This is a genomic window from Mesorhizobium sp. M0862, from assembly GCF_040319795.1.
Classification (GTDB): Bacteria; Pseudomonadota; Alphaproteobacteria; order Rhizobiales; family Rhizobiaceae; genus Mesorhizobium.
Genome location: NZ_JAMYOJ010000008.1, coordinates 169,522 through 182,605, shown reverse-complemented (window position 1 = coordinate 182,605; position 13,084 = coordinate 169,522). Strand labels below are relative to the sequence as shown.

Below are 13,084 nucleotides of genomic sequence, written 5' to 3'. Positions count from 1 at the left end.
TGCCTGGTTCATCCAGGCATTCGCTCGAATGGCTGAAGCGCTGGGTCGATCGTGTCCCAGACGTGGCCGCGCACGGTGTAGGTGACCGCCTGCGGATCGAACTGGCCGGGATCGTCGAGGCTCGTGGCCTGGATCGCCGTCACCTCCGGCATGGCGACGAACGTTACGTAGACCGGCGTGCCGCAGGTCGGGCAAAAGGCCTGGGCTTTTTCATTGCCGCTGTCGGCGATCATCCGCCATGTGCTCGGCTCGCCGGTGATCTTTACGTCAGCGCGCCGGCCGAAGGTCACATAGGAACAATGGCCAGTACCGCTGCGCTTTTGGCAATCGAGGCATTGGCAGTGGTTCTGAAAGATCGGCTCGCCGCTGGCCTCATAGCGGATCGCGCCGCAGGCGCAGCCGCCGGTATAGTGCCTGGTCATTGTCGTTCTCCCGCTGTCAGATTGCTTCAGGCCGATTTCGGCTTGGCGAACAGGTCGATGCCCGTGCCGGTTTCGAGGAAGGATTTCATACTGGACAGCACGGCCGGCCAGCCTTGGCTGACGCCTTTGGCCATGCCGCTGCCGGCTTCGAGCTCGTCATGGCTGACGGTCAGCTTGACCATGGTGTCGTATTCCTCGATGGCGAACGTCACCCGGCTGTGCTTGGTGGGATCGTCGGCCTGCGAGGCGTTGGCCCAGCTCATGACCAGGCGGGTCGGCGGCGAGATTTCGACCACCTTGCCGACGAGTTCGACAGAGCGCTCCTCATTGGCGCGAATATGTTCCCATTTCGAGCCGGGCTTCCAGTCGGAGACGTTCTCGTGGCCCCAGTAGCGCTTGGCGATATCGGGCCTGGTGATGGCTTCGAACACCTTTTGTGGCGTCGATCTGATGTAGGTCACGTAGACAAAACTGGTGGTTTCCCGGGTCATTGGTCGTCTCCTTCGAGTTCTTGTTTCAGGTCGTGCAGCAGGCTCAGCCGCTGCCGTTCGAATTTTCGCACCCACCGCTCGTAGACTTCGTGCAGCGGCACGGGGTTGATGAAATGCAGCTTCTCTCGGCCACGCTTGACCGTGCTGATCAGATTGGCCGCTTCCAGCAGATCGATGTGCTGCGTGGCGGATTGCCTCGCCATGTCGAGATTTTCGCAAAGCTCGCCGAGCGTCTGGCCGTTCTTCTCACACAGAAGATCGAGCAGCATTCTGCGGGTCGGGTCGCCCAGCGCTTTGAAAACCTTGTCGGCGTCCATCGGTCTCACTCATCTTGAAGACACAATATGCAGGTAAATGCCTGCATGTCAAGCTGTGGCTAAGCTTGGCCTGAAGGGGAGGGATTTATAGTGTCGGATTGCTGGCGCGCGGAGCGAAGCACCGAGCCCGGAATCGGGGCAAGAACCGGTGCGGGCGCGCAGGACTATGCAGCGGTGGCTGTGAGCTAGGCTCTAACGACGAACTTGTGGGGATCGGCGCAGAAATGGGCGATGATCTGGCAGAGGTCCGGTTCGTTGACCATGCGTACGGCCTCGGCCCCATTGACCCATTTCCGGGTGCGCGCGCGCTTTTCCTTCCAGCGGTCGGCAACGTGCTCGACCTGCAGCGGAAACACCAGCACTTCGCAAGGCACTTCCTCGCCGGACGCTAGGGCCTTGGCGTAGAAGTAACGACCGGCCTCGAAAAGCGAAATCTTGCCACGCAATCCGGCTTCCTCGCCCGCCTCGCGGGCCGCTGCCTCGCAGAGCGGCTCCCTGGCCTCGGGCCAGCCCTTCGGCAGCACCCAACGCCCGGTGTCTCGGCTGGTGATCAGCATGATCTCGACGCCGTCTTCGTTATTGCGCCATGGCAAAGCGGCAACCTGCAGGCGACAAGGCGAAGTGCCGAAGAGCTTGCGGACCCTTTCAGCCAGATGGTCGTGTGTCGCCGGTGTCGTCAGCATCAGTGAAAGCTACCCCAGCCCTCAGAATCGTTAGCCGCCGTATGAATCTTACCGACAAGTGTAAGTCTTAAAAGTAAAAAACATCACACCGACCCGTCAAATCCGCCAACACCTGTCGATTCGACAGAACATTGTCCCTTCCAGTGTCTGTTTTCATAGCAGACGGGGCGGGTTTGGCCGTCTGGGCAGAAATGGGGCTGGCGCGAATCAGCCGGCGTGATCGTCGGCGATCGGCTTCTGGTAGGTGAAACCCATGTCCCAGGGAAAGTAGATCCAGGTGTCCTGGCTGACTTCGGTGATGAAGGTGTCGACCAGCGGCCGGCCTTTCGGCTTGGCGTAGACGGTGGCGAAATGCGCCTTGGGCATCATGGCGCGCACGATGCCTGCCGTCTTGCCGGTGTCTGTGAGGTCGTCGATGATCAGCACGCCCGCGCCATCATCGGCGAGCAGCGCCGGGGTGATCTCCTTCAGCACCTGCAACTGCCCCTGGCTGGTGTAGTCGTGATAAGAGGCGACGCAGACCGTCTCGATGACGCGTATGCCGAGTTCGCGCGAGATGATGGCGGCGGGAACCAGGCCGCCACGGGTGATGCAGACGATGGCCTTCCACTGTCCCTTGTTGGCGCCGGCAAGCCGCCAGGCGAGCGCCCGGGCATCGCGGTGGAACTGGTCCCAGGAGACCGGAAAGGCTTTTTCGGGAAGGGACATTCTGCACTCCGCGCGCACCATTGTGGAATGCGCGCGGAATTAACTGGAAAGCCAGGGCATTGGCAAGGGCGGGGCCAGTCTGTGGAGTTACCGCGACAAAAAGGCCGCAACCGGCACGCTGCGCAACACGGTGCGCGTGACGCCGCCGAACAAAAGCTGACGCAGCCAGGAATGGCTGTAGGCGCCGAGCACCAGAAGGTCGGCTCCGGTCTCGGCGATCCGGGTCTGGATGACGTCATCGACCGAAGCATTACCCGATTTCTGCACCGACACGCTGACCGTTGCGCCATGCCTGGAGATTGCCGCGGCGATCTCGGCGCCGGCGGCTTCCGGGTTGTCATCCAGCGTATCCGGCGGATCGATGACCAGAATGTCGGTCTTTTCGGCCTCGATGATGAAGGGCAGCGCGTCGAAGGCGGCACGCGCCGCCTCCTTGCTGCCGTTCCAGGCCAGCAGCACATGTTTGAATGTGGTGACCAACGGCCCCTCATGCGGCACCACCAGCACTGGCCGGCCGGCATCGTAAACCAGCGTGTCGACATCGGCGCTCGTGTCGCCCCCGGTCTCGCGCTGCGCGGCGATAATCAGATCGGCGGCGCGCACGCTGGAAATACCCGTCAGCGCGCTGTCGCCGGAAAAGCTCTCGAGGCTGCGCCATTCGAAGGAAAGGCCGGAATTCTCGATCCGCCGAACGAAAAGCGTCTGCAATTTCTCGGCGCGCTCGCGGTTCATGTCGGCGGAGACCTGCAGGAACTCAGTGTCGGGGAAGCCGGTTGCCGAGGTGTAGGGAACGGGCAGCGCTTCGGCATGGATGCCGATGAGATGGCTCTCGAACCGGTCGGCAAGCGGGATGGCGCAGTCGAGCACGCGTTCGGCGTCCTGTTCGTTCTGCAATATGGCGACCATGGTCTTGAAGCGCATGCGAAATCCCTCAAATCTGCCAGCGCGTGCTGCGCCCGAGGGAAAACGTGGGAGTGCGGTGCTTGGTTCCGGCCCGGCGATGGTCCGCGAACCCAGGGTCAATTGGCGGCGGTGAAGCCGGCCACCATCGCCTCGACGTCCTTGCGTGCCGAATCCAGCGCCTCCTGGCTGCGGGCGCGGACCACCAGCTCCGTCCAGAATTTGCCGTCGCCATATTTCGGATAGGAGCCGATGATGGTGTCGGGATGCGCCTTCTGGATGTCGCCCAGGGGACCGCCGATCAGGCCTTCGCCGAACGGGCAATGGACGGTAGCCGACAGCATCTTGGTGCCGGCCTTCAGCGTCGGCACGACATTGTCGAGCATGGCCTGGAAAATCGCCGGCACGCCGGCCATGACATGGACGTTGCCGATGCGAAAGCCGGGCGCGACGGAGACCGGATTGTCGATATGGTCGGCACCGCGCGGCATGCGCGCCATGCGCTTGCGGGCCTCGGTGTATTCGATGCCGCGCGCGGCATAGCTCTCGCCCAGCATGGCATAGGCCTTGGCGTCGTATTCGCACGGCACCCCAAAAGCCTTGGAAACGGAATCGGCGGTGATGTCGTCATGCGTCGGGCCGATGCCGCCGGTGGTAAAGACATAGGTGTAGCGGGCGCGTACGGCATTCACCGCAGCGACAATCTCGTCCTCCTCGTCGGGAACGATGCGCACTTCCTTCAGGTCGATGCCGATGGCCGTCATGATGTCGGCGAGGTGGCCGATATTTTTATCCTTGGTGCGGCCGGACAGAATCTCGTCGCCGATGACAAGCATGGCGGCAGTGACGATTTCAGGCATGGAAGGCTCCGGCAAACAGGCCCGTTGGCAGACAAGGTCGCCTGAGGCAGAAAGAAGGTCGCCTGAGATAGCGCGACATCGAACTGGCGGCAATGCCGACACAAGCCGCCATCTGCCTTGCCGAGCGTTCGTCAGTGGGTGATGGTGCGCGCCGGTCCGCTCCCGGGTGAAACATGCTGGTATCGATTCTGCTGTGGCTTGTTGCCGGCCTGTCCGTGCTGGCTCTCGTCATCGTAGCCTGTCTGGTGGCCGCTACGCTCTGGATTGCCGCCAAGGCCGAAAGGCTGGTGCCGGCCAGCGGAAACTTCGTCGAGATCGACGGCAGCCGCATCCATTATGTCGAAACGGGCGAGGGACGGCCGATCCTGTTCGTGCACGGACTTGGCGCCCAGCTTCATCAGTTCCAGCACACGCTGTTCAACCGCTTCGGCCCCGGTTGCCGGCTGATCGCGCTCGACCGGCCGGGATCGGGCTATTCGGTGCGGGCCAAAGGAGCCACCGGCCGCTTGCCTGAGCAGGCCGAGATCATAAGGCGCTTCATCGAAACGCTCGCGCTGGAAAGGCCGCTTGTGGTCGGGCATTCCCTGGGCGGCGCCGTCGCGCTGACCCTGGCCGTGGAACATCCCGGCGCGATTTCCGGCATCGCTTTGCTGGCGCCGCTGACGCATCTGGAAGCCGGCGTCCGCGAGAAAGCGGGCCTGCTCTATATCCGTTCGCGGCTTTGGCGCTGGATCATGGCCTACACCGTCGCGATACCGACAAGCCTCAGATATGCGCGGCAGACATTGGAGTTCATCTTCTCGCCGCAGGCCGTTCCCGCCGACTACATGATCGATGGCGGCGGATGGCTCGGGCTGAGGCCAAGCCATTTCCATGCAACCTCCACCGATTTCGTAGCGGTCGAACAGGATCTTGGCCGCATCGAAGAGCGCTATGGAGAGATCGCCATGCCGGCCGGCATTTTCTTCGGGACAGCCGATCGCGTCATCGCCATGCGCATACATGGGGAGCCGATGAAGGACAGGATCGAAGGGCTGGATTTCGAGACGGTCGAAGGCCTCGGCCACATGCCGCAATTCGTCGAGCCGGACCGCGTCATCGCCTTCATCAAGCGCATTGCCGAGCGGGCATTCGCTGGCCAAGACCTCACCACAGCCTCACAACAATTTCACCGAACCATTCGGCTGATATCCGGTTTACCCCGTGTCGCACCCAAGGCGGCAGATACGGAGTAATTCAATGTACAGGAAAGTTTTTGCAGCATCCGTCCTGACGATCGGTCTTGCCACATCGGCGATGGCGCAGTCATCGGACGGCACGTATTCCAACCATCACAGCTGGTGGCCGTTCGGGAACGAGCAGTCATCGACCGTCGACCAGAGCACCACCGGCAGCATCAATGCCGACGGCAGCAAAGGCTATGGCGGCGCTACGGGGCCGTGCGCCTCCGACCCGTCAGGACCCTACGGAAATGTGAGGCCCAACGTGAACGATCAATATTGCGGCAAGTGATCAAGCCGCGGCTTCGACTGACCGGCAGGATGTCCCGCCTGTTTGTTTTGACGCAATTCCCAAGGGAATTGCTTAGGCGAGCATCCACGGCCGGCAGCGAAAGCTGAGGGGCAAGGATCAGTCGGAAACTTCGGTCTGCGGCCGGTCGCGGCCGTCGGCCAGTTCGTCGTGCCACTTGCCTTCGGCATCCTCATACTGGATGCCGTCCGTGGCGCCGGCGATCTGCTGTTCGGCCGAGGCGATCTCGGCGGCGCGCAGCGCATCCTGATGGGTCGGGAATGTCTCCGAGAATGTCGAACCGACCTTGTAGGCCCAGCCCCCGTCATGCTCGACGATCTTGTAAGTCAGCTTCGCCATGAAATCCTCCGGTTCGTCCGTCCGCTCAATGCGGCCCGTTTTTCATTGCAATTTGGGCTTCAATGCAACTTGGCGTCTGGCAGCCGGTCTTCGGGAACCAGCACTTCCGATTCCTTGGCCGCTTCGATCAAAGCCCTGCGTGCATCGGCCGTCGAACGATAACCTTCCAGCACTTTGAGGCAAGTGTCGAGAGCATCACGATGGCGCGGGCCGCGGTTGAGCGGCCACACCGTCATCAGACACTCCGCCGCTTCCTGGGTGCTGCGGATCTGGCGATATTTGCCGACATGGCCGAGTTCGACCACGACCGGGGTTTCAAAAGGTTTGTTATCCATGATGGCCGCAACGCAAAGCAGCCAATATGGTTGCAAAAATGGCCGTCAGCCTGCGCCCAAACGTCTCACCAACAGCGATCGTTGGTCTCAGTAACCGCAGTCGTTGCGCAGCCAGCGGGCGTTGGCCCAGCCGGTCCGTCCGCCGATTTCGACCTGGTACCAGTTGCCGCGGCGGTCGAAAATCTCGGTGTGGTCGCCATTGAACAATTGCCCGATCATGCGCGACGACAAGTTCGGCCGTGCGCGCACGGCGAGAAACCCGCTGCCAGTATCGAGATCGTAGTGCCTGGACAGGCCGTGCACCGTGCCTTCGCAATATTGCGCGCCGACCGGAGACGACGCGGCGAACGACAGTGCGACCACCAGAGCGGCTGCCGCCGGATAGATTGCCCTTGATGCCATGGACTTTGCTCCCAATCCGGCCGCCAAGGCGGCCTGCCCCCAGGGACTATAGCGGGCGGATTAAAGCGAAGCTGCGGCAATCTGTCCAGCAGATGCGTTTGGCGCATCCGTCGGCGCTGCCTGTTCAGCCCTTCGTCCAATGCTGCATCGTCGTCACCGAGCGGGCGAGCTGTGGCGCGGGATGGATTTTCTCGCCGAAGGTGGCGGCGGCGCGCCAGCCCCAGCGCGGATCGGCGAGGAAGGCGCGGGCCAGCGCCACCATGTCGGCGCGGCCGTCGGCGACGATCGCCTCTGCCTGCGCGGGATCGTCGATCAGGCCGACAGCCCGGGTCGGGATGCCGGCGCCCTTGCGCACCGCTTCGGCCAGATGCACCTGATAGCCGGGGCCGGTCGGCAGCTTCTGCAACGGCGAATTGCCGCCGCTCGAACAGCAGAGATAGGCAACATCAAGCGCCTTCAAGGCTTTGGCCACCTCGATCGCCTCGTCGACCTCGAAGCCGCCATCGACCCAGTCCTTTACCGACAGGCGGGCGCCAAGCATCAGGTTTGGAACTGCCTTCCTCACCGATTTGGCGATCTCGATGAGGAAACGCATGCGTTTTTCCAGCGAGCCGCCCCAGCGGTCGGTGCGCTGGTTGGAAAGCGGCGACAGGAACTGAAAGATCAGATAGCCGTGCGCGGCGTGCAACTCGAGGAAGTCGAAGCCGGCGCGCTCGGCCCGCCTCGCGGCTTGAGTGAAGCGCTCGATAAGCTGCAGGATTTCATCCTCCTCCAGCGCATGCGGCACATTCCAGCCGGTGTCATAGGCGATGGCCGAGGCCGAGACGGTCTGCCAGGGATCCTCGCCCGGCTGCAATGGGCCGCCGCCTTCCCAGGGCTTTCGGTTGGAGGCCTTGCGGCCGGCATGGGCAAGCTGAATGCCGAATTTCGTTTCCGGCGCGGCGACGCGCCTTGCTGCATCCAGCGTGCGCCGGGCGGCCGCCTCGTTGTCGTCGGAATAGAGGCCGAGGCAGCCATGGGTGATGCGGCCGCGCCGTTCGACGTCGGTCATCTCGACGGTGACCATGCCGGCGCCCGACATCGCCAGGTTCATCCAGTGATAGAGATGCCAGTCGCTGGCCGAGCCATCTTCGGCGGAATACTGGCACATCGGCGCCACCGCGATACGATTCGGAAAGGTCAGGCCATCGAGGGCGATCGGCTGGAAAAGCGCTGCGGTCATCAAAAAAACTCCGGAGAGGGCTGCAGCTATTTAGGCGATGGCAGTTGCCGGCACCAGACACGAGGCGGTGAAAGCTTCGCCGTTTCGGTTGCGCGCAAAACCGTTCGCGGTTACGCCATGGCGCCGACACTTGGAGCTCATCATGGAAGATCGTATCCGCATCCGCTCGGAGGAAGTCCTGTCCGACGACTGGGCGGTCCTGAAGAAGACCGTTCTCGATTACCGTCGGCGCGACGGGCAGTGGGAGACGCAGATTCGCCAGACCTACGATCGTGGCGACGGCGCGGTGATCCTGCCTTTCGATCCCGAGCGTCAGACGGTGCTTCTGGTGCGGCAGTTCCGCTACCCCGCCTACGTCACCGGCCACCGCGAACCGCTGATCGAGGCCTGCGCCGGCCTGCTCGACAAAAACGATCCCGAAACCGCCATCCTCAAGGAGGCCGAGGAAGAGCTCGGCTATCGCCTACAGAACATCGAGCGGCTGTTTTCCCCCTATATGAGCCCGGGCAGCGTCACCGAACGGCTGTGGTTCTTCGTGGCGCGCTATTCACCCGCCGACCGCATCTCGGCCGGCGGCGGCGCGGCCGACGAGGGCGAGGACATCGAGGTTCTGGAAATGCCTCTTGATGAAGCGCTGGCCGGCATTTCAGACGGCCGCATCATCGACGCCAAGACGATCATCCTGATCCAGCATTTGAAACTGTACCCGATGAAGGGCTAGCTCGGCGAAGCTCGACGTGCCTCACTGCTGCGGGCAGGGTGGCACGTCCACTTCGCGGATGAAGTTGCGCAGGTTGCAAGGACACCGGAATGGCGCGTGGCGCAAAGGCATGGCTGAAGCGAAACAGCGCGCGGGCATCTCTCCTGTTGCTGAACGCCGCGCTGCTTGTCCGCTACCGCCGGTTGACCCAGCGTTTCCTGGAGCGGATGCGGCATCTGCCGAATTTTGCAGCCCCGGTGACGTTCACGGAAAAGATCCACTGGCGCAAGATTTTCGATGACGATCCTCGCTTTGCCGGTCTTCTCGACAAGCTCAAGTCCAAGGAAATCGTCAGGGAGCGGCTTCCCGGGCTCGCCATCCCTGAGGTGCTGTGGCAGGGCGACGATCCGCGCCAGATCCCCTTCGATGACCTGAAAATCCCCTACGCCGTCAAATGCAACCACGGTTGCGCCATGAATGTCATCGTTCGCGATCCGGCCAACGCCGACCGGGAGGCGATCATTGCCGAGATGACGGAATACCTTGGCCAAACCTATGGCGCCCGCAAGCTGGAGCGCAGCTATGCGCACATAGAGCGGCGGGTTTTCGTCGAAGCACTTGTGGGCAAGGACCAGGGCTATGACCCGGTCGACTACAAATTCTGTGTGCTGGCTGGCCGCGTCGCCTACATCGTCGTCGTCGCCTTCCGTTCCACGGTCAAGAATACCGCCCACCTGGATCGCGATTGGCGCCCGCTGAACATTGCCCAGGGCGCGATCGACTCGAGCCTGGAAATTCCCCCTCCCAAGAGCCTGGCGCGGATGATCGAGGCAGCCGAGGCGCTCGGCAGCGAGTTCGACATGGTGCGTGTCGATTTCTACGAGGAGGAGGGGGAGCCGATCTTCGGAGAATTCACGGTCTACCCACGCAGCGGCTTGCTGCAATTCGACCCGGCTGCCTTCGACCGCGAACTGGGCGCGCATTGGGATATTGGCGCGTCAGCTTACCTCAGCCGTTTGCCCAGCCGATTTGCCCGGCGATACAAGGCAATGCTCGTCGCCGCCGGCTCTCTCGACGTTTGACGGCTACTCGGTGGCCTGCCACCCCGAAGCTCGAAGAGCGAAGGGTGGTGCGGAGAACCCATACCATTAGAGATCGAGGGAAACTGATAGCTCAGCAGGTCAATAGCCGTGATTTCGAAGTGCTGCCTCAACTGAGCCGTAGCGGTCATAGCGACGCCGCAGTCTTCATCGAGCAAGTTTTCGGCGCGCTTCCTGCTGCGACTCGGCCGATTACCGCTAAGGTTACCGGCAAGCTCTCCCACGTCCCGACTGGGTCGAGATCATTTGAAGAACTCTTTCAGCTTGTTGAGTCGGCTGTCGCCAGAGGCCTTCCGGCCTTCAGGACACGCCGCCTCGCCGATCGTATCCTGCTGGATAAAGCGAGGTTCTCAGCCACCATTTTCTCGCTGAGTACCAGCGCGAACTCGGTCTGTTTGATGCGCTGCTGAGCATCAGCGAGTTGCATCGTGAAAAGATCGGTTGCCATTGTTGATCCGGGATCCGCGAGATTCATGTTTGCGTAACACATGGCGGGCGAAATCGTTCCTGATTGTCGGGCGAAGCCGGTGCCGCAAAGGGCGGCTGAGTTTGAACTTCCCACCCGGCCAGACGTCCGCGAGCGCCAAGGCATCGAGAGCCCAGTGATCGGAGGGCCACGACGAGCGGGCGCAACCCGACCACTTAAGTGATCAGCCTCGCTACAGCCTTGACAGGTACAGTCGCGGCCTCATCAAGGGGAGGTATCAATGGTCTCGGCGATTGGAAACCAACATCGGCAGGCAGCTGAAACTCGACCGAAACCCGCAAAGACAGAACCGGGCGAAGGATTTGCGCCAGGCAAAAGCGCAGACAGCGTAGGACATCGCGCCAAGGCAATGGCGGCAGAAAGTGGCGACACGGATTCTGGCGCCCAGGGGCGCGCCGCATCGACAATCGCCAGGATGGATATCACCGTTTTGGCTCCACAGAGCGAAGAGCCGCCTTTGGAGTAGCCCGGGCGGTCGTGCCGCTGCCTCAGTCCTTGTGCAGCACAACGCGCGCTGGCTACGCTCGGTGGCCATCGTCGTCTCGAAACACTTCGGGCGTTGCACTGCCGCGAGCCGCCTTCGCTGCTGGTCGAGGGGCTGTAACCCTTGGTGAGGCCGGCATCGCCTCGCCGGTCGTTGCGAGCCCACGATCGGGCGGCCAAGCGACCTTCCCTGTGTCGGTCTCTATTTGATACTAGGGGACGGCGGTTTCATCACGGGCAATTGCAGCTGGTCAATGGTTGCGACGATGCCGGCGGCAATGGCTTCCGCCTCATGGATCAGTTCCGGACCATAGAGCCCATTGACCATCTCTTCGCTCGGCAGCACGCCAGGAGGACAGTGCTCTTCCATTGTGCGCCGGATGAGCGTCAGCGCTGCCCGGCATTGGTCGGCTTCGATCTTCATAGCCCTTCAAACATCCAATTCGTCTAAAATGTTCCGGAACTAATTTAGTGATAGATAATTGAAGTCGCGGTTCTGCGAGTCAGTGCATGCGTCTGAAATTCATCAAGCCCATGGAACCCGAACTGGTCGACACGCCGCCGATGGGCGATGATTGGATTCATGAGATCAAATTCGATGGCTACCGCACCCAGGTCATCAAGGATGATGACGGGATTCGGCTGATCACCAAGAACGGTTATGATTGGACGGGCCGCTACATCCAACTTGCCGGTGAGGCGGAAGCGATCGAGGCGAAAGACTTCATCATCGACGGCGAGACCATTACGATCAATGAGGCTGGCCTATCCGACTTCCATGCGCATCAATCAGCCGCGACCAGCCGCAAGCCGTCGCGCGATCTGTATCTGCCAGCATTCGACCTCTTGCATCTGAACGGGCATGACTTGCGGAACACGCCGGTGGAAGACCGTCGCGAGATCCTCCGGGCGTTGATCCCGGACGGTGGCCGAATCCAGTTCAGCGAAGCGATGCCGGGCACTGGCGACGCCGTCTTTCATCTGGTCGACCAGGCTGGGCTTGAAGGTATCGTTTCAAAGCGGAAGGGCAGTAAGTATCGGTCGGGTCCGACGACGAACTGGCGCAAGATCAAGTGCTATGCCGAAAAGGAGATGGACATCATCGGCGTGCAGTGCGAGGCCGGCAAGCCTGCCATGGTGCTGATGGCCGACAAAGGCCACTATGCCGGCGGCGCCTTCGTCACCTTCAAGGCGGACAAGCGCCAGCGCCTATGGGACCGCGTGCAAGGCAAGATGGGCGGGCCGGCGCCGAAAGGGCTCAAGAGTGACAAGGCCGAATGGCTAAAGCCGGGCCTGGTCGGCCGCGTGCGGTTCCTGAAGGGCGAGGAGAAGCTTCGCCATGCCAAGCTGCTGGATTTCCGGGAGGAGACTTAGCCCGGAGGCTTGTCCCGGGGCTGTGCCGGTCCTGTCCCGTTCCACTGGATGAACTTCGCCCTCTGGCCGGTGATGGTCTCGATCGACTTCAACAGGGGTCCATGGACCTTACGTAGAGCTTGGTAGTGCTCGCCGTGGTACGCCAGGAGCGGCCCGACGATGCTCTTGTGCAGCGCTTCGGCTGCCGCCAGGAAGCGCTCGATTTCAGCCCGGGAAAGTTGTTCCGAAGGTTTGGTTCTGGCCATTGGCGCTCTCCATTGAGGGGTCGCCGCAACGAGGACTATAATCCTACATGCCGGACTGCCTGACAAGAGGGCTCGCCGGCCTTACCCCGCAGGTAGCAGTAGGGCGACGGCGCCAAGCGCAGCCATCAGGAGCAGCCACCAGCAAAGATGAGCAACGGCAGGCCCGGCGACCTCCTTTGGCACACGGGACAAACAAGAAGGTCGCCGAGCCTTACCGGCGCTGCTTTGTGAGGGAGACGACGCCGGATGAGATGAGAGTATGCGATCGTGCTAATCTCTGCGAACCATGCGAACGAAGGAAGCCTTGTGGCACCGACGTTGAGATCAAGGTCGGCGGGGCGCTGATCGCTGCGGCAGGATTCTTCCAAAGCGGTAGTGAGTCCAGAGCGGAACATTAGCGTCGGCTAACGGTTAATTCGGCAGTGTTCCGAACCGTGATTGGTAGAGCGATGGTGACGTTTCATCTTGTCTATTTTTCCGGCCTGA

19 protein-coding genes are annotated in these 13,084 nt (G+C 61.9%); 5 read left to right on the top strand and 14 right to left on the bottom strand.

Annotation, left to right across the window (positions count from 1 at the left end; translation table 11 throughout):
- Nucleotides 1-8: 8 nt before the first annotated feature.
- The 7 genes from NKI15_RS14965 to NKI15_RS14935 all read right to left on the bottom strand — a co-directional run bounded on the left by NKI15_RS14965 (nt 9) and on the right by NKI15_RS14935 (nt 4,381).
- The gene (locus NKI15_RS14965) at nt 9-422 is read right to left on the bottom strand and encodes a GFA family protein (protein ID WP_023681543.1); all 414 of its coding nucleotides are present in this window, start codon (nt 420-422) and stop codon (nt 9-11) included.
- A 26-nt stretch (nt 423-448) separates the two neighbouring features.
- The gene (locus NKI15_RS14960; RefSeq protein WP_023704564.1) at nt 449-913 is read right to left on the bottom strand and encodes an SRPBCC family protein; all 465 of its coding nucleotides are present in this window, start codon (nt 911-913) and stop codon (nt 449-451) included.
- Entirely contained in the window at nt 910-1,230 is a 321-nt protein-coding gene (locus tag NKI15_RS14955; protein ID WP_023681541.1) for an ArsR/SmtB family transcription factor, read from the bottom strand. The genes NKI15_RS14960 and NKI15_RS14955 overlap by 4 nt, the downstream gene beginning before the upstream one ends.
- A gap of 185 nt (nt 1,231-1,415) precedes the next feature.
- A complete protein-coding gene (locus NKI15_RS14950) occupies nt 1,416-1,913 on the bottom strand; it encodes an NUDIX hydrolase (protein ID WP_023704565.1) in 498 nt (165 codons plus the stop codon).
- A gap of 207 nt (nt 1,914-2,120) precedes the next feature.
- A complete protein-coding gene (gene gpt, locus NKI15_RS14945) occupies nt 2,121-2,621 on the bottom strand; it encodes a xanthine phosphoribosyltransferase (RefSeq protein WP_023667540.1) in 501 nt (166 codons plus the stop codon).
- Nucleotides 2,622-2,708: 87 nt separating this feature from the next.
- Entirely contained in the window at nt 2,709-3,542 is an 834-nt protein-coding gene (locus NKI15_RS14940) for a universal stress protein (protein WP_023704566.1), read from the bottom strand.
- A 98-nt stretch (nt 3,543-3,640) separates the two neighbouring features.
- Nucleotides 3,641-4,381, bottom strand: a complete 741-nt coding sequence (locus NKI15_RS14935) for a competence/damage-inducible protein A (RefSeq protein WP_023681539.1) — start codon at nt 4,379-4,381, stop codon at nt 3,641-3,643.
- Between the two features lie 173 nt (nt 4,382-4,554).
- Here NKI15_RS14935 and NKI15_RS14930 point away from each other — a divergent pair, with 173 nt between their 5' ends.
- A complete protein-coding gene (locus tag NKI15_RS14930) occupies nt 4,555-5,616 on the top strand; it encodes an alpha/beta fold hydrolase (RefSeq protein WP_023704567.1) in 1,062 nt (353 codons plus the stop codon).
- A gap of 4 nt (nt 5,617-5,620) precedes the next feature.
- Complete coding sequence (locus NKI15_RS14925; protein WP_023704568.1) at nt 5,621-5,893, top strand: hypothetical protein; 273 nt, start codon at nt 5,621-5,623, stop codon at nt 5,891-5,893.
- Nucleotides 5,894-6,010: 117 nt separating this feature from the next.
- On the opposite strand, the gene NKI15_RS14920 is transcribed toward NKI15_RS14925, so the two are convergent.
- The 4 genes from NKI15_RS14920 to NKI15_RS14905 all read right to left on the bottom strand — a co-directional run bounded on the left by NKI15_RS14920 (nt 6,011) and on the right by NKI15_RS14905 (nt 8,209).
- Nucleotides 6,011-6,250: a DUF2188 domain-containing protein gene (locus NKI15_RS14920; protein WP_023667535.1), complete on the bottom strand. Its 240-nt coding sequence runs from the start codon at nt 6,248-6,250 to the stop codon at nt 6,011-6,013.
- 59 nt (nt 6,251-6,309) lie between these two features.
- Nucleotides 6,310-6,588 (bottom strand): DUF982 domain-containing protein, encoded by a 279-nt coding sequence (locus NKI15_RS14915; protein WP_032891817.1) that lies wholly within the window; start codon nt 6,586-6,588, stop codon nt 6,310-6,312.
- An 84-nt stretch (nt 6,589-6,672) separates the two neighbouring features.
- A complete protein-coding gene (locus NKI15_RS14910) occupies nt 6,673-6,987 on the bottom strand; it encodes an SH3 domain-containing protein (RefSeq protein ID WP_023704570.1) in 315 nt (104 codons plus the stop codon).
- A 124-nt stretch (nt 6,988-7,111) separates the two neighbouring features.
- Nucleotides 7,112-8,209, bottom strand: a complete 1,098-nt coding sequence (locus tag NKI15_RS14905; protein ID WP_023704571.1) for an NADH:flavin oxidoreductase/NADH oxidase — start codon at nt 8,207-8,209, stop codon at nt 7,112-7,114.
- Between the two features lie 142 nt (nt 8,210-8,351).
- Here NKI15_RS14905 and NKI15_RS14900 point away from each other — a divergent pair, with 142 nt between their 5' ends.
- A complete protein-coding gene (locus tag NKI15_RS14900; RefSeq protein ID WP_023667531.1) occupies nt 8,352-8,930 on the top strand; it encodes an NUDIX domain-containing protein in 579 nt (192 codons plus the stop codon).
- 89 nt (nt 8,931-9,019) lie between these two features.
- Nucleotides 9,020-9,991, top strand: a complete 972-nt coding sequence (locus NKI15_RS14895) for an ATP-grasp fold amidoligase family protein (RefSeq protein ID WP_352514853.1) — start codon at nt 9,020-9,022, stop codon at nt 9,989-9,991.
- A 277-nt stretch (nt 9,992-10,268) separates the two neighbouring features.
- Here NKI15_RS14895 and NKI15_RS14890 read toward each other — a convergent pair whose 3' ends face one another.
- Together NKI15_RS14890 and NKI15_RS14885 are read right to left on the bottom strand one after the other, a co-directional pair.
- Nucleotides 10,269-10,457, bottom strand: a complete 189-nt coding sequence (locus NKI15_RS14890) for a hypothetical protein (protein ID WP_023704573.1) — start codon at nt 10,455-10,457, stop codon at nt 10,269-10,271.
- A gap of 724 nt (nt 10,458-11,181) precedes the next feature.
- Complete coding sequence (locus NKI15_RS14885; protein WP_023681532.1) at nt 11,182-11,403, bottom strand: hypothetical protein; 222 nt, start codon at nt 11,401-11,403, stop codon at nt 11,182-11,184.
- Between the two features lie 86 nt (nt 11,404-11,489).
- Here NKI15_RS14885 and NKI15_RS14880 point away from each other — a divergent pair, with 86 nt between their 5' ends.
- Complete coding sequence (locus NKI15_RS14880) at nt 11,490-12,353, top strand: ATP-dependent DNA ligase (RefSeq protein WP_352886263.1); 864 nt, start codon at nt 11,490-11,492, stop codon at nt 12,351-12,353.
- Here the strand turns inward: NKI15_RS14880 and NKI15_RS14875 are convergent.
- Nucleotides 12,350-12,598: a hypothetical protein gene (locus NKI15_RS14875; protein ID WP_023695401.1), complete on the bottom strand. Its 249-nt coding sequence runs from the start codon at nt 12,596-12,598 to the stop codon at nt 12,350-12,352. The genes NKI15_RS14880 and NKI15_RS14875 overlap by 4 nt on opposite strands.
- Between the last annotated feature and the right edge of the window lie 486 nt (nt 12,599-13,084).